Annotated in this window: 19 protein-coding genes; 8 read left to right on the top strand and 11 right to left on the bottom strand. The window is 66.9% G+C overall.

The genetic code is table 11. From position 1 onward, the window contains the following. Positions 1-137: 137 nt before the first annotated feature. Positions 138-830, top strand: a complete 693-nt coding sequence (locus AB0N24_RS13315; RefSeq protein WP_364124808.1) for a GNAT family N-acetyltransferase — start codon at positions 138-140, stop codon at positions 828-830. 63 nt (positions 831-893) lie between these two features. Then, entirely contained in the window at positions 894-3308 is a 2415-nt protein-coding gene (locus tag AB0N24_RS13310) for a DEAD/DEAH box helicase (RefSeq protein WP_364124806.1), read from the top strand. Between the two features lie 124 nt (positions 3309-3432). Here the strand turns inward: AB0N24_RS13310 and AB0N24_RS13305 are convergent, their stop codons facing one another. From AB0N24_RS13305 to ssd, 7 genes are all read right to left on the bottom strand, one after another. Then, positions 3433-3792, bottom strand: coding sequence for an Rv3654c family TadE-like protein (locus AB0N24_RS13305; protein ID WP_364124803.1), 360 nt, complete (start codon positions 3790-3792; stop codon positions 3433-3435). A 122-nt stretch (positions 3793-3914) separates the two neighbouring features. Further along, positions 3915-4382, bottom strand: a complete 468-nt coding sequence (locus AB0N24_RS13300) for a TadE family type IV pilus minor pilin (RefSeq protein ID WP_364124801.1) — start codon at positions 4380-4382, stop codon at positions 3915-3917. After that, positions 4379-4672 (bottom strand): DUF4244 domain-containing protein, encoded by a 294-nt coding sequence (locus AB0N24_RS13295; RefSeq protein WP_364124798.1) that lies wholly within the window; start codon positions 4670-4672, stop codon positions 4379-4381. Before AB0N24_RS13295 ends, AB0N24_RS13300 begins: the two co-directional genes overlap by 4 nt. 165 nt (positions 4673-4837) lie before the next feature. Continuing rightward, positions 4838-5455 carry a type II secretion system F family protein gene (locus AB0N24_RS13290; RefSeq protein WP_364124795.1) on the bottom strand — a complete coding sequence of 206 codons (618 nt, stop codon included), beginning with the start codon at positions 5453-5455 and terminating at the stop codon, positions 4838-4840. Beyond that, entirely contained in the window at positions 5452-6042 is a 591-nt protein-coding gene (locus AB0N24_RS13285; RefSeq protein WP_364124792.1) for a hypothetical protein, read from the bottom strand. The genes AB0N24_RS13290 and AB0N24_RS13285 overlap by 4 nt, the downstream gene beginning before the upstream one ends. A gap of 245 nt (positions 6043-6287) precedes the next feature. After that, positions 6288-7589, bottom strand: coding sequence for a TadA family conjugal transfer-associated ATPase (locus tag AB0N24_RS13280; RefSeq protein ID WP_364124790.1), 1302 nt, complete (start codon positions 7587-7589; stop codon positions 6288-6290). Next, positions 7586-8662: a septum site-determining protein Ssd gene (gene ssd, locus AB0N24_RS13275; protein ID WP_364124787.1), complete on the bottom strand. Its 1077-nt coding sequence runs from the start codon at positions 8660-8662 to the stop codon at positions 7586-7588. Before ssd ends, AB0N24_RS13280 begins: the two co-directional genes overlap by 4 nt. Positions 8663-9117: 455 nt before the next feature. Between ssd and AB0N24_RS13270 the strand changes: the two genes are divergently transcribed. Next, the gene (locus tag AB0N24_RS13270; protein WP_364124785.1) at positions 9118-10824 is read left to right on the top strand and encodes a bifunctional 3'-5' exonuclease/DNA polymerase; all 1707 of its coding nucleotides are present in this window, start codon (positions 9118-9120) and stop codon (positions 10822-10824) included. Positions 10825-10984: 160 nt separating this feature from the next. Continuing rightward, on the top strand, positions 10985-11185 hold the full coding sequence (locus AB0N24_RS13265) for a YegP family protein (RefSeq protein WP_364124782.1): 201 nt from the start codon (positions 10985-10987) through the stop codon (positions 11183-11185). 72 nt (positions 11186-11257) lie between these two features. Here the strand turns inward: AB0N24_RS13265 and AB0N24_RS13260 are convergent, their stop codons facing one another. From AB0N24_RS13260 to AB0N24_RS13245, 4 genes are all read right to left on the bottom strand, one after another. Next, positions 11258-11935 (bottom strand): CoA pyrophosphatase, encoded by a 678-nt coding sequence (locus AB0N24_RS13260; RefSeq protein ID WP_364124779.1) that lies wholly within the window; start codon positions 11933-11935, stop codon positions 11258-11260. Continuing rightward, positions 11932-12765 (bottom strand): endonuclease III, encoded by an 834-nt coding sequence (nth, locus tag AB0N24_RS13255; protein WP_364124776.1) that lies wholly within the window; start codon positions 12763-12765, stop codon positions 11932-11934. The genes AB0N24_RS13260 and nth overlap by 4 nt, the downstream gene beginning before the upstream one ends. Before the next feature lie 10 nt (positions 12766-12775). Continuing rightward, positions 12776-14278: a hypothetical protein gene (locus AB0N24_RS13250; protein WP_364124773.1), complete on the bottom strand. Its 1503-nt coding sequence runs from the start codon at positions 14276-14278 to the stop codon at positions 12776-12778. Positions 14279-14500: 222 nt separating this feature from the next. Further along, on the bottom strand, positions 14501-14860 hold the full coding sequence (locus AB0N24_RS13245) for a hypothetical protein (protein WP_364124770.1): 360 nt from the start codon (positions 14858-14860) through the stop codon (positions 14501-14503). Positions 14861-15261: 401 nt separating this feature from the next. Between AB0N24_RS13245 and acs the strand changes: the two genes are divergently transcribed. The 4 genes from acs (at position 15262) to AB0N24_RS13225 (ending at position 20784) form a co-directional block, all read left to right on the top strand. Beyond that, a complete protein-coding gene (gene acs, locus AB0N24_RS13240) occupies positions 15262-17352 on the top strand; it encodes an acetate--CoA ligase (protein ID WP_364124767.1) in 2091 nt (696 codons plus the stop codon). A 211-nt stretch (positions 17353-17563) separates the two neighbouring features. Beyond that, positions 17564-18874 carry an ABC transporter substrate-binding protein gene (locus tag AB0N24_RS13235; protein WP_364124764.1) on the top strand — a complete coding sequence of 437 codons (1311 nt, stop codon included), beginning with the start codon at positions 17564-17566 and terminating at the stop codon, positions 18872-18874. A gap of 15 nt (positions 18875-18889) precedes the next feature. Beyond that, positions 18890-19876: a sugar ABC transporter permease gene (locus AB0N24_RS13230; protein ID WP_364124761.1), complete on the top strand. Its 987-nt coding sequence runs from the start codon at positions 18890-18892 to the stop codon at positions 19874-19876. After that, positions 19873-20784, top strand: a complete 912-nt coding sequence (locus AB0N24_RS13225; RefSeq protein WP_364124758.1) for a carbohydrate ABC transporter permease — start codon at positions 19873-19875, stop codon at positions 20782-20784. The genes AB0N24_RS13230 and AB0N24_RS13225 overlap by 4 nt, the downstream gene beginning before the upstream one ends. Positions 20785-20797: the final 13 nt, after the last annotated feature.

Raw genomic sequence — 20797 nt, 5'->3', positions numbered from 1 at the left:
GGGTACTTGCTGCCCTCAAACCCGGAACCGGCACCGTTCCGCAACCGGTACGTCCCTCCGGTCACAATTCCATAAGCAAGCCCGGTTCCCGGACCCTACCCCTGTTGCTGGCGGCAGGGCTGGAATACTCTCATCACATGAGTCCAGACGCCATGGTTGAAGACATCACCCGCCTCGTGGAGATCTGGGTGACCGGATGGGCCGGTTGCCGGGGCTACGAGACGCGGACGGAAGGCCGCTTCCCGGCCGCGCTGCGCGCGGACACCACCAAGGAATGGGAATACTTCGCCCACGATCCCTCGGACACCGAATTCGCCGAGCTTGCGGCAAAGACGGCTGAAGCGCCGGCCAGGATCCTCACCATCCTCACCAATGACGTCGCGCGGTACACCTACCTGGCCGAGCAACAGGGCCTGAACGTCACCTCCGCATCCCAGACCATGATGATCGTGGACATGGAGACGCAGGACTCCGAAGATCCCTGGCTGTCGGATGATGATCTGAAGCTGACCACGTTCAGGGAGGACGGCGTCCATCATGCCGTGGTGCACGCCGGCGAATCAGTGGCCGTCAGCGGTCGCGTATTCGTGGTGGGTCACACTGCCGTTTTCGACAAGATCGTCACCGAACCGGCGTATCAGCGGCGCGGGCTGGGGAGCTTCATCATGAAGGCCCTGGCGGCGCAGGCCTTCGAGCACGATGTGGAAAACGGCCTGTTGCTGGCGTCGCTGGACGGGCAGAAGCTGTACTCCCACCTGGGCTGGAAGACCCTGTGCCACGTGCTGATGCTGTCCGCGTCGGACGAAGGTTCTGACCTCTCGGTCGGCTGACGCCCCTTCACCATCGGCATTGTTGATGCCGGGCGATTTGAGCCCGGATGAAACAATATTGAGGTGAACCCCCATGACTCCCTGATTCCGCTGCTGGGCCGTGGCCCGGACCCGGAACAGCTGCGTCATGTGCGCATCATTCCCGCCCGCCAGGCCGTGAACGAGCCGTGGCCGGAATGGACCCACCCCGATCTCATCAAGGCCTACGGTTCCCTGGGAATCCATGAGCCGTACCGTCACCAAATCCAGGCGGCGAACTTTGCCCACGGCGGCGAGCACGTAGTCATCGCCACGGGTACCGCCTCCGGTAAGTCCCTGGCCTACCAGCTGCCTGCGCTGGACGCGATCCACCGTTCGGAGCTGCGTGTACTTTCCGAGCCGGGAAAGATCCACGACGACGGCGCCGTGGCCTTGTACCTCTCCCCCACCAAGGCCCTGGCCGCCGATCAGCTCGCTGCCATCCGTTCACTGAAGCTCCCGACGGTCCGGGCGGAAACGTACGACGGCGACACCGACCCGGCGTCGCGGCGCTGGATCCGGGACCACGCCAACGTGATCCTGGCCAACCCCGACATGCTGCACTTCGGCATCCTGCCCAACCATGCCTGGTGGGCCAGCTTCTTCCGCCGGCTCAAGTACGTCATTGTGGACGAGGCCCACAGCTACCGCGGCGTATTTGGCTCCCACGTGGCCAACCTGATGCGTCGGCTGCGGCGCATCTGCGCGTATTACAGCGCCAACAACTCCCAGCCGGGCCCGGTGTTCATCGCGGCCTCGGCAACGGCTTCCGAGCCTGACATGTCCTTCGGCCGGCTCATCGGCGCACCGGTCCGGGCCGTGTCCGAGGATTCCTCGCCGCACGGCTCCACCACCGTGGCCTTCTGGGAGCCGGCCCTCACGGAACTGCGGGGTGAGAACGGCGCGAAGGAGCGCAGGACCGCCCTTGCTGAAACTGCGGACCTGCTGGCCAACCTGGTTTCCACCCGCATCCGCACCATTGCGTTCATCAAGTCCCGCCGCGGGGCCGAAACCATCTCCGCCATCACCAAGCGGCTCCTGGACGAGGTGGACCCCAGCCTCCCCCAGCGCGTCGCGGCGTACCGGTCCGGTTACCTGCCGGAAGAGCGGCGGGCGCTGGAGAAAGCCCTGCGGTCAGGGGAACTCCTGGGCGTCTCCAGCACCTCCGCCCTCGAACTCGGCATCGACATCTCCGGCCTCGATGCCGTCCTGGTTGCCGGCTGGCCCGGCACACGGGCATCCCTCTTCCAGCAGATCGGCCGGGCGGGGCGAGCGGGCCAGGACGCCATCGCCGCGTTCGTGGCCAGCGATGATCCGCTGGACACCTACCTGGTGAACCACCCGGAAGCCATCTTTGACGTTTCCGTGGAAGCCACGGTGTTCGATCCCTCCAATCCGTACGTGCTGGGGCCACACCTGTGTGCCGCCGCGGCTGAGCTGCCGCTGGGCTACGCAGAGCTGGAGCTCTTCGGACCCACAGCGGAGAAACTCCTGGACCAGCTCGTGTCCCAGGGCTACCTGCGCAAACGTCCGGCCGGCTGGTTCTGGACCCATCCGCAGAGCGCGGCCGCCATGGTGAACCTTAGGGCGGACGGCGGCGGTCCGGTAAGCATCGTCGACGCCGAGACGGGTTCCCTGCTCGGAACGATGGACTCCCCGCAAACGCATTACCAGGCCCACACCGGTGCCGTGTACGTGCATCAGGGCGACAGCTATGTGGTGGAAGACCTGAACGAGGGAGACCACTGCGTGATGGTGCGCCGCGCCAACCCCGACTACTACACCACTGCCCGCGACGTGACCCAGATCGAAGTCCTGGAGACGCAGCGCACGGCCCAGTGGGGTGACGTTGCGGTGCATTTCGGGGACGTGAAAGTGACAACACAGGTGGTCTCCTTCCAGCGCAAGGCGCTGATTTCGAATGAGATCCTGGGCGAGGAACCGCTGGAGCTCGGCGCCCGGGACCTGTTCACGAAGGCTGTCTGGTTTGTGGTGGACAACCGTTCGCTGACCGGGGCCGGGCTGATCGAAGCCCAGTTCCCCGGAGCCCTTCACGCAGCCGAACACGCCGCCATCGGGCTGCTCCCGCTCGTGGCGTCCAGCGACCGCTGGGACATCGGCGGGGTCTCCACTGCCATTCACGCCGACACCGGGGTGCCCACGATCTTTGTGTACGACGGGCACCCCGGCGGCGCCGGTTTTGCCGAACGCGGCTTCGATAAGGCCAAGGTCTGGCTGTCGGCCACCCGTGACGCGATCGCCGCCTGCGAGTGCGACACCGGCTGCCCGTCCTGCGTCCAGTCGCCCAAGTGCGGCAACAAGAACAACCCGCTGGACAAGGCGGCCGCGATCACCCTGATCGACGTGCTGCTGAAAGACGCCACTGAGCAGCTGGGAGGTCCTCAGCCGGCCCCCGCAGGGCAGACGAGGCAAACGGAAGAGCACGCGGCTCCGTTCTGAGCACCGGTTCTGGACCTGGTCGGCGGCCTACCCGCATCCGAGCCCGGTTCTGGACTATCCGCGGGCTGACTATCAGCGGGCTGACTGGCACATGCGACTGCAGGGCTGCCCGGGAACGCGCACGTCATGGGGGCGGCCCGGCCCTGGCGTGGCCGGTGGCGGCGCCGAACATGCTGCGGTTCAAGAGCTCCGTCCGGATCTCCACTGTTTCACCTCCCCCTTCCGTGCAGCCGACAATCCTTGCCCCCTGCCTGCCCGCGACATCGGCCGCGACCGAGCACGGCGCACCCGGGCTGATTCCCCGCAGGGCGTCGGCGGCCGCCAGTGCTGCAAGGTCGGCGGCCGCTGCGGCCCTGGACGCCATCACTGCGGATTGGGCGAGCAGGAGCATCAACGCCATGGCCACCATCACCACCATCCCGAGCCCGGCGGCAAGAACCGTTCCGGATCCGCGCTCAGACGAACGCGTAGGACGGCTCTCCACCGGATTCCGCGGGTGCGCAATCCGGTGCCCTGCAGTCCGAGGTTCCGGACTACGAGGTTCCGGATTCTTCGGCTCCGGACTCCGCCCTTCCTGAAGCCCTGGCTCCGGCCTCCGCAGTTTGGTCATGAGGCCGAAGCTTCCGGACGATGCTCCCGCGCGGGTGCGGACCGTGGCACTGACTGACGGATGCCTGCTGATTCGGCGGTTTCGCCCCGCGCCATGGCCCGGGCGGACAGGGTCCAGGGGACCATCGACCCGACGGGACCGGAGACCCGGCCGGAAACCGTGACGCTTAGCCATGCGCCATCGGCCACGATCGACGACGACGCGGAGGCGCCCGCGAGTTGCCGGACGATTCCGTCCACTGCTCCGGCGTCCTCCCCCCGGGCCAGCGCCCTCGCCCCGGCCCTTGCCGCTTCTTCGAGCCGCAGCTGGGTAATCCCGGCCGCCGAGCCCGCGAGCAGCAGGGCGAGGAGTAGCAGGACTGCCGGCAGCGCCACCGCGAATTCGGCCGTGACAGCTCCGCGGTCCTTCCCCGGACCCCGGAGTGCCTTCCCGCCCGGCGCACCACGGTGCACGACGGGCGTCATGGCAACGCCAGTGCTGTCCGGATCAGGTTCAGCAGGAAGCCACGGACTTCATCGCTGCGGAGAATGAACACCAGAATCCCGGCAAAGCCCACTGCCGCCAAGGTGGCGATGGCATATTCCGCGGTGGCCATTCCCATCTCCGATCCCATCAGGCGTGTTCGCGCACGTGCGGAGACCGGGGCCGCGGCCCTGGCACCGGGGTAGATTTCCCGGACCTCCGCTTCTTCCGATGCCGCGAGGCCTGAGGGCTCCGGCTGGGTATAGGGACGGTGGTTGGACGTGGTTGACATGGCAGTTCCTTTCATTGGTTTCCGGCTGAATGCCGGCTGACTCGACTCTCCCGGCTCCGGCAAACGCGGATAAGGCAGAAATTGGGCTAAGTGGAAAAGCCTGTGAAGTCTTGGCTGTGGAGGAACACTCGAACGCCGTCAAAGCCGCGCACAGAGGCCTCGGGCTCAGGCTCCGGACGGGAGCATGGCGAGCAGTACCGGCACAACGCCCAGACAGATGAAGGCGGGCAGCGAACACAGGCCGAGCGGGATAACCAGCCTGACGCCGAGCGCGGCGGCACGCTTTTCCGCCGCGCGGAAGCGCTCCCGCCGCAGCCGGGCGGCCTGGGCGTAGAGAATGGCAGACGACGGCGCCCCGGTCAGGGCGGCAAACCCCAGCGCCTGGCGCAGGATCAGCAGCTCGGGCGTCCGGACCTCGGAACTTCGCCAGGCTGTTTCCCAGTCGGCTCCAATGGCCAGGGCCGACACAACCGGGCGCAGCGACCGGTGATACTCGGGTGAGGCTGAAGCTGCGACCAGCTCCAGCGCCCGTCCGATCCCCGAACCGGCATCCAGCATCGCTCCGATCAGCTCCAGCATCATGGCCGTGTCACGCAGGCCCTCATCTGCCTGCAGATCCGGCCCGTCCGTGGTGCCGCCGTCGCCGTTCCTGCCTTCTCCCACGTGCACCTGATGCTGCCTGAGGAGCCTTCTGTGCGCACCTCCACGGCCGGTCAAAGCCAGCGTCACGGCGGCGGCCAGCGCCAGCGCGAAGAACACGGACGGCAGCCATTCCGCCGTCATGGTGTTCCAATGGCAGAGCGGACCAGCCTGGCGGACCAAATCCGGCCGGCGGCTGTCAGCGCCACGCCCGCGGCGAGCGCGGCCACGCCAAACGGTGTGCCGAGCAGGATGGACAACGGATCCACGCCAAGGGCAACCCCCAACCCCAGACCCAACAGCGGCAGCCAGGTGAGAAGCGTGACGGTAGCCTTCGGCCCTGCCAGGGCAGTCTGCCGGGCGGCTTCAGCGTCGTCCTCCACTTCAAGCTGGGCGGCCAAGCGGGTCAGGACGTCCGCAAGCGGGCATCCGCTGGCGGCCGCAATATCGAAGCAGGCGGCCAGCTCGCCCCAGATTCTCCGTTCCCGATTTTGTCCCCCGGAGAAGGCAGCGGCAGACGCTGCCCGAATGGCGTCCGCCACCGGAGAACCCCTCATGGCGGCTGCCCGGGCCACCGACAGCAACGACAATGACGCAGGCGTGAGCGCCGGTCTATCTTCGGCTCCGTGGCAGTCTTCCGCGGCATAGACCAGCCACAGTTCATCCCACAGCCGGGCGGCCGTACGTCCGCCCTTGAGCAGTGCGGCCAACTGCTGGACAACAACCGTCATCGGCACAGGGGCGGAGCGTCGGCCGGACTTTCCTGGCCAGATTGCACGCCGGCCATCGGGTGTGTCCCGCTGGCCGACGCTTCCTGTGCCACGGCCTCTGCCGGCACCCCGGCCCCGGCCGACGCCCCTCCCCTGAGGCTCAGCGCGCCCCGGATCCAGTGCGTTGCGGATCCTGCCTGATCGGCCGCCGGGAGGCCGCAGCGCCAGCCACGCAGCAAGTGCCAACGAGGCGATCAGCGGAACCATCATTCGCTTGCCCCGGGCATTGATCCCCGCGGCACGGATCCCCAGTCCGCCGGCCCGCGTCCCCCGTCCACCATCCCGGAATCGTCAAGGCCAAGCCTCCGGGCCAGCCCTGGCCATGCCGGTCCCAGACTGACGGTTCCCGCCTGCACCGCCACGGCCGCGGAAACTTCCAGTCCGTGGGCGGCATCGTCGACGACGCCGATGCATGCAACGTGGCGTCCTCCGCGGGACCGTTCAACATGCACCACGACGTCGAGGGCGCTGGCGACCTGCAGCCGCATGGCGTCCTGGCCCAGCCCGGCGAGGGCGCCCAGGGCCGTGAGCCGCGCAGGCACGGCGGCCGCTGTGTTGGCATGGATGGTGCCTCCTCCTCCGGTGTGTCCGGTGTTCATGGCGGTCAGCAGTTCACGGACTTCGGCTCCGCGGCACTCCCCCACCACCAGCCGGTCGGGCCTCATCCGGAGGGCCTGGCGGACCAGTTCGGCAAGGTCCACGCCACCGCCTCCTTCGAGGTTTCCGTGCCTCGATTCAAGCGACACCACGTGCGGATGGACAGGGTTCAGTTCAGAGGCATCCTCTATCAGGACCAGCCGTTCGCCATGATGGCTCAGCCCCAGCAACGTGGAGAGAAGGGTGGTCTTGCCTGATCCGGTCGCCCCGCTGATCAGGAAGCTCAGCCGGCGGGAAACCATGCGCTCCAACACGTCCTGGACCAGGCCGCCAAACATGCCGCCCTCCCGAAGTTCGTCCAGTGTGAACACTTCGTGCCGGCGGATACGGACGCTCAGCAGGGTTCCTGCAGTCGAAATGGGCGGCAGGACGGCGTGGATGCGGTAGCCGGCCTGGAGCCTGACGTCCACGCACGGGGAACCGTCGTCGAGGCGCCGCCCACCTGCCGCCACGAGCCGGGATGCCAGGGCGCGGACCTCGGCTTCGGAGGAAAACGATACCCCCGCACTCTCCAGGCCGTTTCCCCGGTCCAGCCAGACCGAGTCCGGGGCGTTGACGAAGATGTCCGTTACTGACGGATCCCGGGTCAACACTTGGAGAGGTCCGAGGCCGTTGAGCTCGGCACTGATGCGCTCCACCGCGGCCAGCGATCCCGCCGTCCCAAGGAGTTTGCCGGTGGCCTGCACCGCAGCGGCCACCCGGGACGGTGTCACCGGGCCGGAATCGGCCATTACTGACTCCCGGACGGATTCGAGCAGGCCCGCATCCAGGGCACGGTTCGGGCGCCGCCTGGAGCCCCCGCCAGACCCGGGAAACCGGGACAGCCCCGGCGGCTGCGGGGGTGTGCTCATGGAAGCTCACCGCCCAGCAATTCCAGGACCGACGCCGCGAACCGGCGTACGGTGCGCCGGCGGCCCATTTCCAGCAGGCGGCCGAGTTCTGTGGCACTGGCGGTGCCTTTTACCTCCGGGACAAGTCCCTGCAGCGGCAGGCCCACGGATTCGGCGATCAGCGGCCCGTCGAGGACTGCCCCGGCCTTGCCCCTGATGACCAGCGCCGTCTCCACCGGAGGAAGCTCCTGCAGCAGCCTGGCCGAGGCAACGGCTGCTTTCAGCTGCGCAGGAGCCACCACGAGGATGCGGTCACAGTCCCACGCGAACGTCCGCAGCGGCTCCGTTCCGCGCCCGATGTCCACGAGGACCAGTTCGTACCCCCGCCGGGCGGCATCGAGAACCCCGCCGACAGTGGCGGCTTCCACACCGGACTGGCGTTCGCGGCTGCCCGGCCAGGACAGGAAGGAGAACCCGCCCGCCACGGGCAGTGCATCGGATAGCTGTTCCGGGTCAATGCTTCCGCTGGCATCCGAAAGGTCAGTCCAGCGAAGCCCGAGAGATTCCTCGGCAGCGAGCGCAAGCTCGAGGCCGCCGCCCCAGGGATCGCCGTCGATCAAGAGAACCCGGGCTCCCCATTCCGCGGCTGCCTGCGCGATCCAGATGGCAGCGGTAGTGGCGCCGGCACCCCCGCACCCGCCGGTCACGCCCAGAACAAGTCCTCCCGCTTCCGGAGACCGGGAGCGGCTCAGGTATTCAGCCAGCCACGCGGCAGCATCGGGGAGCACTGCCACGCGTTCGGCTCCCAGGGCCGCGGCAAGGTGCCAGAGGCTGTCGCCCTCGCCGCCCAGACCCACGAGAACGGCAGGGGCCCGGCGCCGTGGCGGCAGCTCCCGGATATCGCTGCCCACCAGCACGACGGCTGCGGTGTCCCAGAAGGGAGCCGCTTCGGTGGCGTCGGCCACCACGCGGAGTTCGCCGCCGGCAGCGGCCACGATCCCTTCAATCTCGCCGCGCAGGAAGTCGAAGCCCGTCACCAGGAGCGTTTCCGCGGACTCGGCCGGAAGCCATGCTCCCGGGGCCCGTGCACCCACCGGTGCATCCCTTGCCGGCGGAAAGGCGCGGCCAGGCGCAGTGCCCGGGCCAGGCAACTTTGCCGCCGCCGATTGCCGGGCGGGCGTTTGCCGTCCCCACGCTGACCGTCCAGTCGCGTCGCGTTCGGGCGGCGCGCCGCGTGCAGCACTGCGTGCCGCCGTGGCCGACTCCGGGGGGCCTGCGGCTCTTCCGGAGGCTCCTCCGGAAGCTGCCGCCGGTCCGGGCCCGGTAAATTCCGGCAAAGGTTTCTGAAGATGCTGCCTGCTCATCCTGACACTGTGCCCAGCAGCCTGTCGGCGCAACAGACCGCCCGCGTGCCATGTGGACAACGCTCGCATCCGGGCGCCTGTGGAGGGAGAGTGCGCCGACACAAACCCCTACGAGGACACACGCTGTCCGCAATTGACCCGCCCCCGGCGCAAACCATGACGCACCACAGGGCAGAATTGGGGCTATGTATCTGCTGCTGTCCGCCCACACCGACGGCGCAGCCCTACAGGAACTCACGGCGGACGGCACGCCGGCGGCGGCGAACCCGGAACCCCGCCTGATCAGCGCCGCCGAGCTGGCCGGCGTCGTGCATGAACTCGAAAAGCGGCGTCCGCGCTGGATCTGGCACCGCACGCAGGACTGGTACCCGGCGCTGCTGAATGCCGGCGTCGAGCTGGAACGCTGCTACGACCTCACGCTCTGCGGCGCCATCCTGGCACATTCGGAGTTCACCGCCCACACTGCCTACGCCCGGAGCGCGGAAAAGCTCACGCATGACGACGACCTGCAGCAACCGCCCCGCAGCCTCCAGCCGCCGCCCCAGCCGGCACACCAGGGGGCCTTGTTCGAGGACTCCGGGCTCGGCCGTGCGCCCAGGCACTCGCCGGAGGAACTGCGCACCGAGTACGCGGCCCAGCAGGAAGCCCTGAGCCAGGCGGGCACGGACGCGAACCGCAAGCAGCGGCTGCAGCTGCTTCTCGCCGCGGAATCCGCCGGTGCCATGATCGCCGCGGAAATGCAGCACACCGGCGTACCCTGGCGGGAAGAACTGCACGAACAGATCCTTGCGGACTATCTCGGCCCGCGCCCGCCGCTGGGCCACCGGCCCGCCAAGCTCGAGGCGCTGAACACCGAACTCCGCAGGCTCCTGAACTCGCCAGGCCTGAACCCGGATTCGCCGCAGGAACTCATGCGGGCCCTGCACCGGAACGGCATCGAAGTGAAGACCACCCGGCAATGGGAGCTGAAGGAATCCAGCCATCCTGCCATCGAGCCGCTCCTTGCCTACAAGAAGCTGTCACGGCTGCATGCGGCCAACGGCTGGGCCTGGCTGGACGCCTGGGTTAAGCACGGCCGCTTCCAGCCCGAGTACGTGGTGGGCGGAGTCGTCTCCGGGCGTTGGGCATCCCGGGGCGGCGGTGCCCTGCAGATACCGCGCCAGATCCGCGGCGCCGTGCACGCCGACCCCGGCCACAAACTCATCGTGGCCGACGCCTCACAGCTTGAGCCGCGTGTCCTGGTGGCCCTGGCCCAGGACTCCAAAATGGCCGAAGCCGCCCGGGACAAGGACCTTTACGCCGGCATCGCAGCGCAAGGCTTCGGCGGTGACCGCGCCAAGGCCAAGATCGCCCTGCTCGGTGCCATCTACGGCGCCACCACCGGCGAATCCGGGCGCCTCATGCCCCAGCTGACCCGCACATATCCGCGTGCCGTCGGCTTCGTGGAACAGGCCGCCCGCGACGGCGAAGCGGGCGGGACAGTCTCCTCACGGCTGGGCCGCAGCAGCCCACCGCCGTCGGACCGCTGGCTGCAAAGCCAGAAGTCCACCACCGCCGAGGAACAGCGGCGGGCAGATGCGGTTGCCCGCTCGAGGGGCCGGTTCACCCGCAACTTCGTGGTCCAGGGCTCTGCCGCCGATTGGGCTGCCTGCTGGCTGGCGGAATTACGACGGCGGCTCCGCGCCATGCGGTCAGCCGGCCAACCAGCCGGCGAGCTGGTGTTCTTCCTGCACGACGAAGTCATGGTCCACTGCCCTGATGATTCGGTGGAGGCCTGCATCGGGGCCATCGAGGCAGCAGCCGCTGCGGCCAAGGAACTGCTGTTCGGCCGGATTCCGGTCGAATTTCCGGTGAGCGTAGCCGTCGTGGACTCCTACGACCAGGCGAAATAGCCCGTGGAAGACGCGGTCTGTAATGTACCCGCTGGTAGCTTTGTGAACTGCCTCACCTCCCGGTTAAGCTCAATTAGCCGGTTTGCAGCAGTGGCAGTGCAGCACCGATAAAGGACCGGCCGATGCAAAGACGCATGGATTTTTGGGGAGGCACCACAGAGTGGCTGGCACATTTGAAATTGTTAGTACGGAGGAAGAGGCTTTCTACTTCCGGCTCACGGCGGACGACGGCACGTTAGTGGCGGTTTCGCCACGGTTCAAGACGCTGAAGGGCGTCGTCGCAGGCATTAATGCCGTCCGTGAGAACGCGGCCACCGGTCTTGTGGTGAACCGTTCCCGGCCGGAACTGGCGTCCAGGTAACTGCAGAAGCAGGCCCGCCTCGCCCGGACCGCCTGGCCGGGCCCGCGCCGGCGAGGTCAACCGACCAGGAAATTACACATCAATCTGGTGCAGCCGGTTCCGGTCCCACGGAACCGACCAGCCCAGGTGATCAAAGAGCTCGTTCAGGATCATTCCCGTAAACCCCCAGACCACCACCTTGTTCACCACGAAGGCGGGGCTCAGGAAGGTCTGGCCGGCGCGGCTGACTTTGGCCATGACCCGGTTGTCCGGATCCAGCAGGTCCCGCACAGGGATCCGGAACACCTGGGCGGATTCGCCGTAGTCCACAACGCGGACCGGCGACGGTGAACGCCACCAGGCCAGGACCGGCGTCACCAGGAAGTTCCCGCGGGGCAGCGCCAGTTGCGGCATGGCGCCGAGAACCTCCACGCCGGCCGAATCCAGCCCGGTTTCCTCCTCCGCTTCACGGAGGGCCGCCTCGATGGGCGATTCGCCGGGGTCGATTCCGCCGCCGGGGAAGGCCACTTGGCCGGGGTGATCGTCAAGGGTGTGGGCCCGTTCCAGCAGGAGAACATCGAGATCCGCCGGGGCGAGCTGCTTTCCGGAGGCGGCCGGCACATTGTCCAGCGCACCGAACAGCATCAGCACGGCGGCCTTGCGGGCCACTGAGTCGTCGACAGACAGCTCGCGCCAGTACGGATTGCGGGCCGGGCCGGTCCCGGCGTCGATGGCGGCAATGAGTTCGACGAGATCCTGGCGGGCGGTCATGGCTCCCGCTTTTGTGATTCCATCCGGATTTCCGCCGCCCGGTGTGTTTCCGCCAGCAATTGCGCCAGCAGGGCCTCCTGACCGGGGGCGAGCTCGTACTTGAGCAGCTTCCGCGCCTTCTCCGGATCCGTCTCCCCTGCCCCGTAGCTGGGGCACCACGTGGCCACCGCGCACGCACCGCAGGCGGGCTTGCGTGAATGGCAGACGCGGCGCCCGTGGAACACCACCCGGTGCGAAAGCATGGTCCAGTCCCTCGGCTCGAACAGCTCGGCCACGTCCGCTTCGACGCGCACCGGATCATCCGACTCTGTCCAGCCGAAGCGCCGCGACAGCCGGCCGAAGTGCGTGTCCACTGTGATTCCGGGAATGCCGAAGGCATTGCCCAGCACCACGTTGGCAGTCTTGCGCCCCACCCCCGGAAGCGTCACCAGGTCCTGCAGCCGGGGCGGCACCACGCCGTCGTACTCGTCCACAAGCCGGTTGCACAGCGCCATGACGTTCCTCGCCTTGGCGCGGAAGAACCCCGTGGGCTTGAGGATCACCTCAAGGTCGGCCGGGTCGGCCTCGGCCATGCTCCGGGCATCGGGATACCGGGCGAACAGCAGCGGCGTGATCTGGTTGACCACCACGTCGGTAGTCTGGGCCGAGAGCACCGTTGCCACCAGCAGCTCGAACGGGCTGCGGAAGTCCAGCTCGGCGTGCGCGTACGGGTACAGCTCGGCGAGCGCCCGGTTGATCCTGCGGGCGCGGCGCTTCAGCGCCAGCAATGATTCCCCGGACGCCTGCGGTGTGATGCTGCCCGGCTTCGGTGTGCCGGAATTGGTGGCCATCGGGGGCCGGCTAGCCGCGCTCGATGTTGCTGAGGTCGCGCAGCACGCCCACCCGTCCATCAGTGTGCTGGACCAGGAATTCATGTCCGCGGTCTTCCAGGGCAAGAACCCAGCCGCCGGGTTCGATCACGAACGCCGGCGTGCCCGTCCGTTCCTCGACCGCGGTGCGGGGCTGGGCCACGGCGAACCAGAACGCCTCGTGGACCGGCTCCTCATCGTGCTCCTCGGAGCGGCTGGACGGGTCCACTGTGGCACCGATGGGCTCCTGCGAACTCACCTGCGGGTGCAGCATCGTCTGGGCCGGCGACGACGCTGCGGGCACCGCGCCCGTGGCGGGACCGCTTGCGGACCCGTGGCCGATGGCGGGAACTTCCGCCGCCTGGGTCGCTTCCGGTGCGGACGGTACGACGGCGGCCGCCTGGGTCGCTTCCGGTGCGGACGGTACGCCGGCGGCCGCCTGCGTCTGCTCCGCTGCTGAAGGCACGACGTCGGCGGCCTGGGTTGCGGGCGACGCGTCGGCGCCGCGGCCTGCGGCGGCCCCCGCGGAGGCAGCGGCTGCGTTGCCGGATCCGGCGGAGGCAGCGGCAGGAGCGGCCGCTGTGGCGTCACCCTGCGGGGTGGACCGCTCGTGTGCCGAATCGGGCTGAGCCCAGCTCTGCGAGGCAGAACCCTGGTGACCCGTCCCCTGCTGGGCAGCACCGAACTGCGTTGCCCCGTCGTGCGTTGTCCCATGCTGCGTTGTCCCATGCGGGGCCTGGCCAGCCGAAGCCCCAGCATGGGGGCGGTCGCCGTTCACTGCCGCGCCGCCAGCCGCGGCTGCACCACCAGCTGCACCGCCCGGCGTGAGGCGCTTCGCCCAGCCGGCTAGCGCACCGGAGCCCGGTTCCTTGGCCGGCTTGGGCTCCTTCGGGGCGCTGGGCTTGCGGAACGGCACGGCGGATTCACGGGCCACCACGTGTGCGGGCGCCTCGGCGCGGTCCAGGAAGTCGCCGGCGAAGAAAGGAATGAAGCGCGCAAGGACAGTGGCGGCAAACAGCCCCAGGGATCCGATCAGCGACACCAGCACGGCAGGTGCATAGGTCTCGGCACCGGTCAGGAAGAAGAAGCCGAGGGCAAAGGACGCAACCACGGAGGCGAACTGGTCGATGGAAAGGGACCCGACCCGGAGCTTTGACTCCGGAGTGAGGCGGCGTGCCACGAAGAGTGCGGTCACGATCAGCGGCAGGAGGACTCCCAGCCCCAGGAAGAAGAGACTGCCCAGGTTCCACAGGTTGTACCGCGAAGCGAACATCGGGATCAGCGACCCTACAAACAGAATCAGCGTTGATCCGAAGACGGTAAGGTCACGGATGGTGAATGGGCCGAGGACCGTTTCATTCTTCCTGGCCGTCAGCCGGCTTCCCGCGGGCTTTGGCCCTTCTGCGTTGGCCGGCTTGCCGGCACTCGCCGGGCTGGACGCCTGGCCGGGATGCGGATGGGCGGCCTTATGCTGTCCATGGCTTTGCTGGTTCATTCTGTTCTCCTTAGCACGGTGGCGCCCTGGACAGCGCCTCCTAACGGCAGGCAAGAACAGGACCGCAAGCGGTCCTGTCGCCTCCATCGGATGTCACAACTTCATCTCAGCCTAGCCAAGTGCTTGGCTGATCACTAGCTGACGGGCCGGAGGCGGGCGCACCGGAATGCAGGCGGAATTCGCTTTAGCACACCCGCCTGTTTGCGCGGTGAATGTTTTCGGTTAGGACAGGCGGGTCCAGGAATCCAGCGCCTGCGTGTAGCTCGCAGGCGCATTGCGCGTCTCCGCGGACGCGGCAAGGTGCCGGTTGGTGATCCGGCGGGCAAAGAACCCCGCATACGGAAGCACAACCACTGTATCCAGGCCGTTCCTCCACGCGGCAACCAGGGCGGGCAGGCTTTGTGGTTCCGGGGAATCTGCGGCCTTCCGCGGCGGCTGCCCGTGGGTCTGCGGCCGGCGTTGCCCCTGCCAGTCGCGATAGGCGTCGCCGTCGATGCCTTCCCATCCATATTCAGCCGCGAGGCGCCGCCATCCGGGACCGGGGCAAGCGGGGGAACGTCGGCGCCGGGCGCTATCCCCCATGCCTGCCGGATGAACAGCAGGACGGTCAGGTGCTGCGGGTTGTCATCCACCCGGATGACCATGTCCTGCGGCCAAGGATTGTGCGGCATCGGTTCCGTGAATCTCATGATTCCCCCAAGTCATCCTGTCGTGGTGCCAGTCTGACGGATGCGCAGCCCTCGCACCAGAAGCCGCGGTACGCCCCGTCCGGGAACCATTCGGCGCTTAATCCGCGCCGTTCACGGTTCACTATGTGACCGGGCACACGTGCGGTGCCGGGCAGGCGTTAGTGTGTATTTCGGAACAGCTCTTTGCGGTACAGCCGTGATCAGCCGCTGCCTGATGCCGCGCAAGCGGCACGGCTGCGGCACGGTGACGGCGGGGTGCCGCCAAGCAAAGATCGATGAATGATGAGGTTCACCATGTCCCATGACACACCCAGCTCCACGGCTACTGCTGCCCACGCCGAAGTGCCAGCCAACCAGTCCTCCGCCGGAGGAGCCGCAAACGCCTCGGCCAACGGGGGCCAGGCCGGGAACGGCGATGCCTTCGAGAACCTCTCCCACGAGAACCGGAAGTTCGCCCCCTCGGAAGACTTCGCCGCGAACGCGGTGGTCACCGCCGAAGATTACGCGGAGGCCGACGCCGATCGGCCCGCTTTCTGGGCCCGGCAGGCCCGCGAAATGCTCACCTGGTCCAAGGACTTCACCCAGACCCTGGACTGGTCCAACCCTCCCTTCGCCAAGTGGTTCGTCGGCGGCGAGGTCAACGCCGCCTACAACGCCCTGGACCGCCACGTGGAGAACGGGCTCGGGGATCGGGTGGCCATCTACTTCGAGGGCGAACCCGGTGACAGCCGCAGCTACACGTACGCGCAGCTCACCGAAGAGGTCAAGAAGGCTGCTAACGCCTTCGAGTCCCTCGGCGTGGCAAAGGGCGACCGCGTGGCCGTCTACCTGCCCATGATTCCCGAGGCCGTCATCACGCTGCTGGCCTGCGCCCGGATCGGCGCCGTCCACTCGGTGGTGTTCGGCGGCTTCTCCGCCGATGCCCTTCGCTCCCGGATCGACGACGCCGAAGCCAAACTGGTGGTCACCGCCGACGGCACCTACCGCCGCGGCAAGCCCAGCGCCCTGAAACCCGCGGTCGACGACGCCCTGGCCAAGTCCGGCCACACCGTCCGGAACGTGGTGGTGGTCAAGCGCAACGGCCAGGACGTCGACTGGCACGAGGGTCGGGACCACTGGTGGGCCGACACCGTCGGGGCAGCCTCCCCGGAACACACTGCCGTGGGCCACGACTCCGAACACCCGCTGTTCATCCTCTATACCTCCGGCACCACCGGCAAGCCCAAGGGGATCCTGCACACCACCGGCGGCTACCTGGCCCAGGGCGCCTACACCCACAAGGCCGTGTTCGACCTGCATCCGGAAACGGACGTGTACTGGTGCACGGCCGACATCGGCTGGATCACGGGCCACTCCTACGTCGCCTACGCCCCGCTGATCAACGGCGCCACCCAGGTCATGTACGAGGGCACCCCGGACTCCCCGCACCAGGGCCGCTGGTGGGAAATCATCGAGAAGTACCAGGTCTCCATCCTCTACACCGCCCCCACGGCGATCCGCACGTTCATGAAGTGGGGCAAGGACATCCCGGCCAAGTTCGACCTCTCCTCCATCCGCGTCCTGGGCTCCGTGGGCGAACCCATCAACCCCGAAGCCTGGATGTGGTACCGGGACGTCATCGGCGCCAACGCCGGCAAGAACGGCGAGAAGAAGGAGCACCCGGCACCGATCGTGGACACCTGGTGGCAGACCGAAACCGGCGCCCAGATGATCGCCCCGCTGCCCGGCGTCACCGCCACCAAACCCGGCTCCGCCCAGGTACCGCTGCCCGGCATCGCCGTGGACGTGGTGGATGAACTCGGCGAGTCCGTGCCCAACGGCCACGGCGGCTTCCTGGTGATCCGCGAACCGTGGCCCGCGATGCTCCGCGGCATCTGGGGCGACCCGGAACGGTTCAAGGAAACCTACTGGTCACGCTTCGAGACCATGTACTTCGCCGGTGACGGCGCCAAGAAGGACGAAGACGGCGACGTCTGGCTCCTGGGCCGCGTGGACGACGTCATGAACATCTCCGGCCACCGGCTCTCCACGGCGGAAATCGAGTCGGCGCTGGTGTCCCACCCGGCGGTGGCCGAGGCCGCCGTTGTCGGCGCCGCCGACGAAACCACCGGCCAGGCCGTCGTCGCGTTCGTCATCCTCCGCGAAGACGCCGTGGACACCGGCGACACGATCGTCCAGGAGCTCCGCAACCACGTCGGCAAGGAGATCGGACCCATCGCCAAGCCCAAAACCATCCTGGTGGTGCCCGAACTGCCCAAGACCCGCTCCGGCAAAATCATGCGCCGCCTGCTCAAGGACGTCGCCGAAGGCCGCGAAGTGGGCGACGCCACCACCCTGGCAGACAACACCGTCATGGCCCAGATCGCGGCCTCACTCAAGAAATAACAGCAACTCCCAACAGGCCTGCCTTCGAGGCAGCATACGGCTCCGTTTACCCCGCCGGGCGGGTGTGAACGGGGCCGTCGTGCTTTGTGACGATTCAAACACGGATTGCAGCCAAAATGTTGTTTCCCGTTCTTTCCTGTTCTCTTTTGAGAGGTTATAGTCATGACCATGTGAGGAGCCTCACATGCAGCTATTTTTCAAGGGAGAGAACATGGCAGCACAGTTTAATGCGTCGGCAGCTGGTTATCCGAGCCGGCGGACTATCCTCAAGACCGTCGGCGTCGGGGCGGCAGGGCTGGCCGGCATCCCGTTCCTCGCAGCCTGCACCGGCGGCAGCGGGCCGTCAGCCACAGGCTCCGACTCCCCCGGACTGACGTTCGGTTCGGGGTCCTCGGACGATGTCCCGAAGCGCGCGTACCAGGCCGTCACCGATGCATTTACCGCCAAGACCGGCAAGAAAGTCACCACCAACGTGGTGCCGCACAACGATTTCCAGAACAAGATCAACTCCTACCTGCAGGGTTCCCCGGACGACACCTTCACGTGGTTCGCCGGCTACCGCATGCAGTATTACGCGGAGAAAGGACTGCTGGCCCCCATCGACGACGTCTGGGAGAGCATCGGGGGCAACTACTCGGAGGCGCTGAAGAAGGCCTCTACCGGCCCCGACGGCAAGTTGTACTTCGTACCCAACTACAACTACCCGTGGGGATTCTTCTACCGGAAGAGCCTCTGGACCGAGAGGGGCTACGAAGTTCCCGAGACCTTCGACGCCCTCAAGTCCCTGGCCACGACGATGAAGGCCGACGGCATCATTCCCATCGGCTTTGCGGACAAGGACGGCTGGCCGGCCATGGGCACCTTCGACTACATCAACATGCGGCTGAACGGCTACCAGTTCCACGTGGACCTGTGCGCCCACAAGGAGTCCTGGGACCAGCAAAAGGTCAGCGCCGTTTTTGACACGTGGGCCGAGCTGCTCCCTTTCCAGGACCCGGCGGCCCTCGGCCAGACCTGGCAGGATGCCGCCAAGGCCCTCGAGGCCAAGAAGACCGGAATGTACCTGCTGGGCTCCTTCGTGACCCAGCAATTCACTGATCCTGCAGTCCTGGCTGATATCGGATTCTTCGCCTTCCCGGAGATCGCCATGGAAGGCCGGGACGCCGTCGAGGCCCCCATCGACGGACTTCTGCTGTCCAAGAAGGGCGGCGAGAACAAGGCTGCCCGCGACTTCATGGCGTTCCTTGGATCCGCCGAGGCGCAGGACGCGTACGCTGCGGTGGATGCGTCGAATATCGCCACGGCCAAGGGCGCGGACATGTCCAAGTTCACGCCGCTCAACAAGACGTGCGCGGATACCATCGCTAACGCCAAATACATCAGCCAGTTCTTCGACCGCGACGCCCTGCCGGCCATGGCCAACAACGTGATGATCCCGGCGCTGCAGACCTTCATCAAGGACGGCAAGATGGACGTCAAAAACCTCGAAACCCAGGCCAAGACGCTCTACGCCGCACAGTAGCGAGGGAAGACTTCCATGAGCAGCACCGCAAGAGACCTGGTTCCGCCCGAAGCGAGGGAGCCCGAGGGGGCTCCCTCGAAGTTGTCCAGAACCTGGCGGGCCAAGGGCGGACGGGTCCGCCGCCTGTCCGGACGCGACAAGCTGGTCCTGTCGCTGATGGTGGGCATTCCCACCCTGATCGAGCTGACGCTCGTGTGGCTGCCGACGCTAATGTCGGTGGGCCTCAGTTTCACCCGGTGGAACGGCCTGGACCTGGGCGCCATCCGCCCGGCTGGGCTGGACAACTACCAGTACGTCACCCAGGACTACCCGCCGTTCTGGCCCGCCGTGCAGCACAACCTGCTGTGGCTCCTGTTCCTGGCCCTCGTGGCCACCCCGCTGGGCCTGCTGCTGGCGGTGTTGCTGGACCAGAACATCCGCGGCAGCAAGATCTACCAGAGCATTTTCTTTGCACCCGTCATGCTCTCACTGGCCCTCATCGGCATCATCTGGCAGCTCTTCTACCAGCGGGACAACGGGTTGCTGAACTTCCTCCTGGGCACAGCCGGGACGCCGCAGGCCGTGGACTGGTTCGGGGACTCTTCCGTCAATATCTGGGCCGCGATGATCGCGGCCACGTGGCGGCATGCCGGGTATGTCATGCTCCTCTACCTGGCCGGGCTCAAGGGCGTGGACCCCAGCCTCAAGGAGGCCGCAGCCATTGACGGGGCCAACGGCTTCCAGACCTTTTTCCGCGTGGTATTTCCCGCCATGCGGCCCATCAACATCGTTATTGTGGTCATCACCATCATCGAATCGCTGCGCGCCTTCGACGTTGTCTACGTCATCAACCGCGGCACCAACGGCCTGGAAATGCTCAGCGCCCTGGTGATCCAGAACCTGGTGGGTGAAGGCCAGGTGATCGGCGTGGGCTCTGCGCTGGCCGTGGTGCTGCTGGTCATTTCCCTTGTCCCCATCGTCTTCTACCTCAGCCGCACCTTCGGCAAGGAGGGCAAAGCATGAGCAGCACCACACGGACCGGCAGAACCGGTACCACCGCCGGGTTCCGGTCCGGCAGCCGGCCGAAGCGCCACTACGGCACCCATATCTTCCTCACCGTCATGGCCGTCATGTGGCTGGTCCCGCTGGGCTGGTCGCTCTTCACCGCCCTCCGCCCGGTGGCGTCAACCAACGAGCACGGCTATTTCAGCCTGGCCGGCGACTTCAACTTCAACAACTTCACCCAGGCCTGGACGCAGGGCGGGTTTTCCACGTACTTCTGGAACTCCGTCATCATCACGGTCCCGGCCGTGCTGATGACGCTCTTCCTGGCGTCCCTGATGGCGTTCGCCGTGAGCCGCGTGAGCTGGAAGTTCAACATCACGCTGCTGATCATGTTCACCGCTGGCAACCTGCTGCCGCCGCAGGTCCTCGCGGCGCCGCTGTTCGAAATGGCAAAGCATTTCGAGGTGCCGTACTCCTTCAGCGATTCCGGCAACATGCTGAACACGTACATTGTGGTGATCGCCGTCAACACGGCTTTCCAGATGGGCTTCTGCACCTTCGTGCTGTCGAACTATATGAAAGCCCTCTCCGCGGACCTGACCGAAGCCGCGCTGGTGGACGGCGCCGGTATCTGGCGGCAGTACCGGGAGATCATCATGCCGCTGTGCCGGCCGGCGTTTGCCGCCCTCGGCACTTTGCAGGTCATCTTCATTTACAACGACTACTTCTGGCCGCTGATTTTCATCCAGAGCGGCAACCGGCTCCCGATCACCACGGCCATCAACAACCTCCAGGGCCAGTTCCTGAACAACTACAACCTCCTGGCCGCCGGTGCCGTCATCACTGTCATCCCTACCTTGGTGATCTACCTGCTCCTGCAACGGCAGTTTGTTGCAGGGCTGACTCTTGGTTCCAGCAAGGGGTAGACCATGATGGACT

Source organism: Arthrobacter sp. NPDC093128 (assembly GCF_040683875.1).
Lineage (GTDB): Bacteria > Actinomycetota > Actinomycetes > Actinomycetales > Micrococcaceae > Arthrobacter.
This window is presented reverse-complemented; position numbering and strand designations above follow the sequence as displayed.

What these genes read in the sequence shown, in the direction of transcription:
- AB0N24_RS13315 (WP_364124808.1), top strand. Translation starts at nt 138, where the DNA reads ATGAGTCCAGACGCCATGGTTGAAGACATCACCCGCCTCGTGGAGATC.
- AB0N24_RS13300 (WP_364124801.1), bottom strand. Translation starts at nt 4,382, where the DNA reads ATGACGCCCGTCGTGCACCGTGGTGCGCCGGGCGGGAAGGCACTCCGG.
- AB0N24_RS13295 (WP_364124798.1), bottom strand. Translation starts at nt 4,672, where the DNA reads ATGTCAACCACGTCCAACCACCGTCCCTATACCCAGCCGGAGCCCTCA.
- AB0N24_RS13290 (WP_364124795.1), bottom strand. Translation starts at nt 5,455, where the DNA reads ATGACGGCGGAATGGCTGCCGTCCGTGTTCTTCGCGCTGGCGCTGGCC.
- AB0N24_RS13285 (WP_364124792.1), bottom strand. Translation starts at nt 6,042, where the DNA reads ATGACGGTTGTTGTCCAGCAGTTGGCCGCACTGCTCAAGGGCGGACGT.
- AB0N24_RS13280 (WP_364124790.1), bottom strand. Translation starts at nt 7,589, where the DNA reads ATGAGCACACCCCCGCAGCCGCCGGGGCTGTCCCGGTTTCCCGGGTCT.
- AB0N24_RS13270 (WP_364124785.1), top strand. Translation starts at nt 9,118, where the DNA reads ATGTATCTGCTGCTGTCCGCCCACACCGACGGCGCAGCCCTACAGGAA.
- AB0N24_RS13260 (WP_364124779.1), bottom strand. Translation starts at nt 11,935, where the DNA reads ATGACCGCCCGCCAGGATCTCGTCGAACTCATTGCCGCCATCGACGCC.
- nth (WP_364124776.1), bottom strand. Translation starts at nt 12,765, where the DNA reads ATGGCCACCAATTCCGGCACACCGAAGCCGGGCAGCATCACACCGCAG.
- AB0N24_RS13250 (WP_364124773.1), bottom strand. Translation starts at nt 14,278, where the DNA reads ATGAACCAGCAAAGCCATGGACAGCATAAGGCCGCCCATCCGCATCCC.
- AB0N24_RS13245 (WP_364124770.1), bottom strand. Translation starts at nt 14,860, where the DNA reads ATGGGGGATAGCGCCCGGCGCCGACGTTCCCCCGCTTGCCCCGGTCCC.
- acs (WP_364124767.1), top strand. Translation starts at nt 15,262, where the DNA reads ATGTCCCATGACACACCCAGCTCCACGGCTACTGCTGCCCACGCCGAA.
- AB0N24_RS13235 (WP_364124764.1), top strand. Translation starts at nt 17,564, where the DNA reads ATGGCAGCACAGTTTAATGCGTCGGCAGCTGGTTATCCGAGCCGGCGG.
- AB0N24_RS13230 (WP_364124761.1), top strand. Translation starts at nt 18,890, where the DNA reads ATGAGCAGCACCGCAAGAGACCTGGTTCCGCCCGAAGCGAGGGAGCCC.
- AB0N24_RS13225 (WP_364124758.1), top strand. Translation starts at nt 19,873, where the DNA reads ATGAGCAGCACCACACGGACCGGCAGAACCGGTACCACCGCCGGGTTC.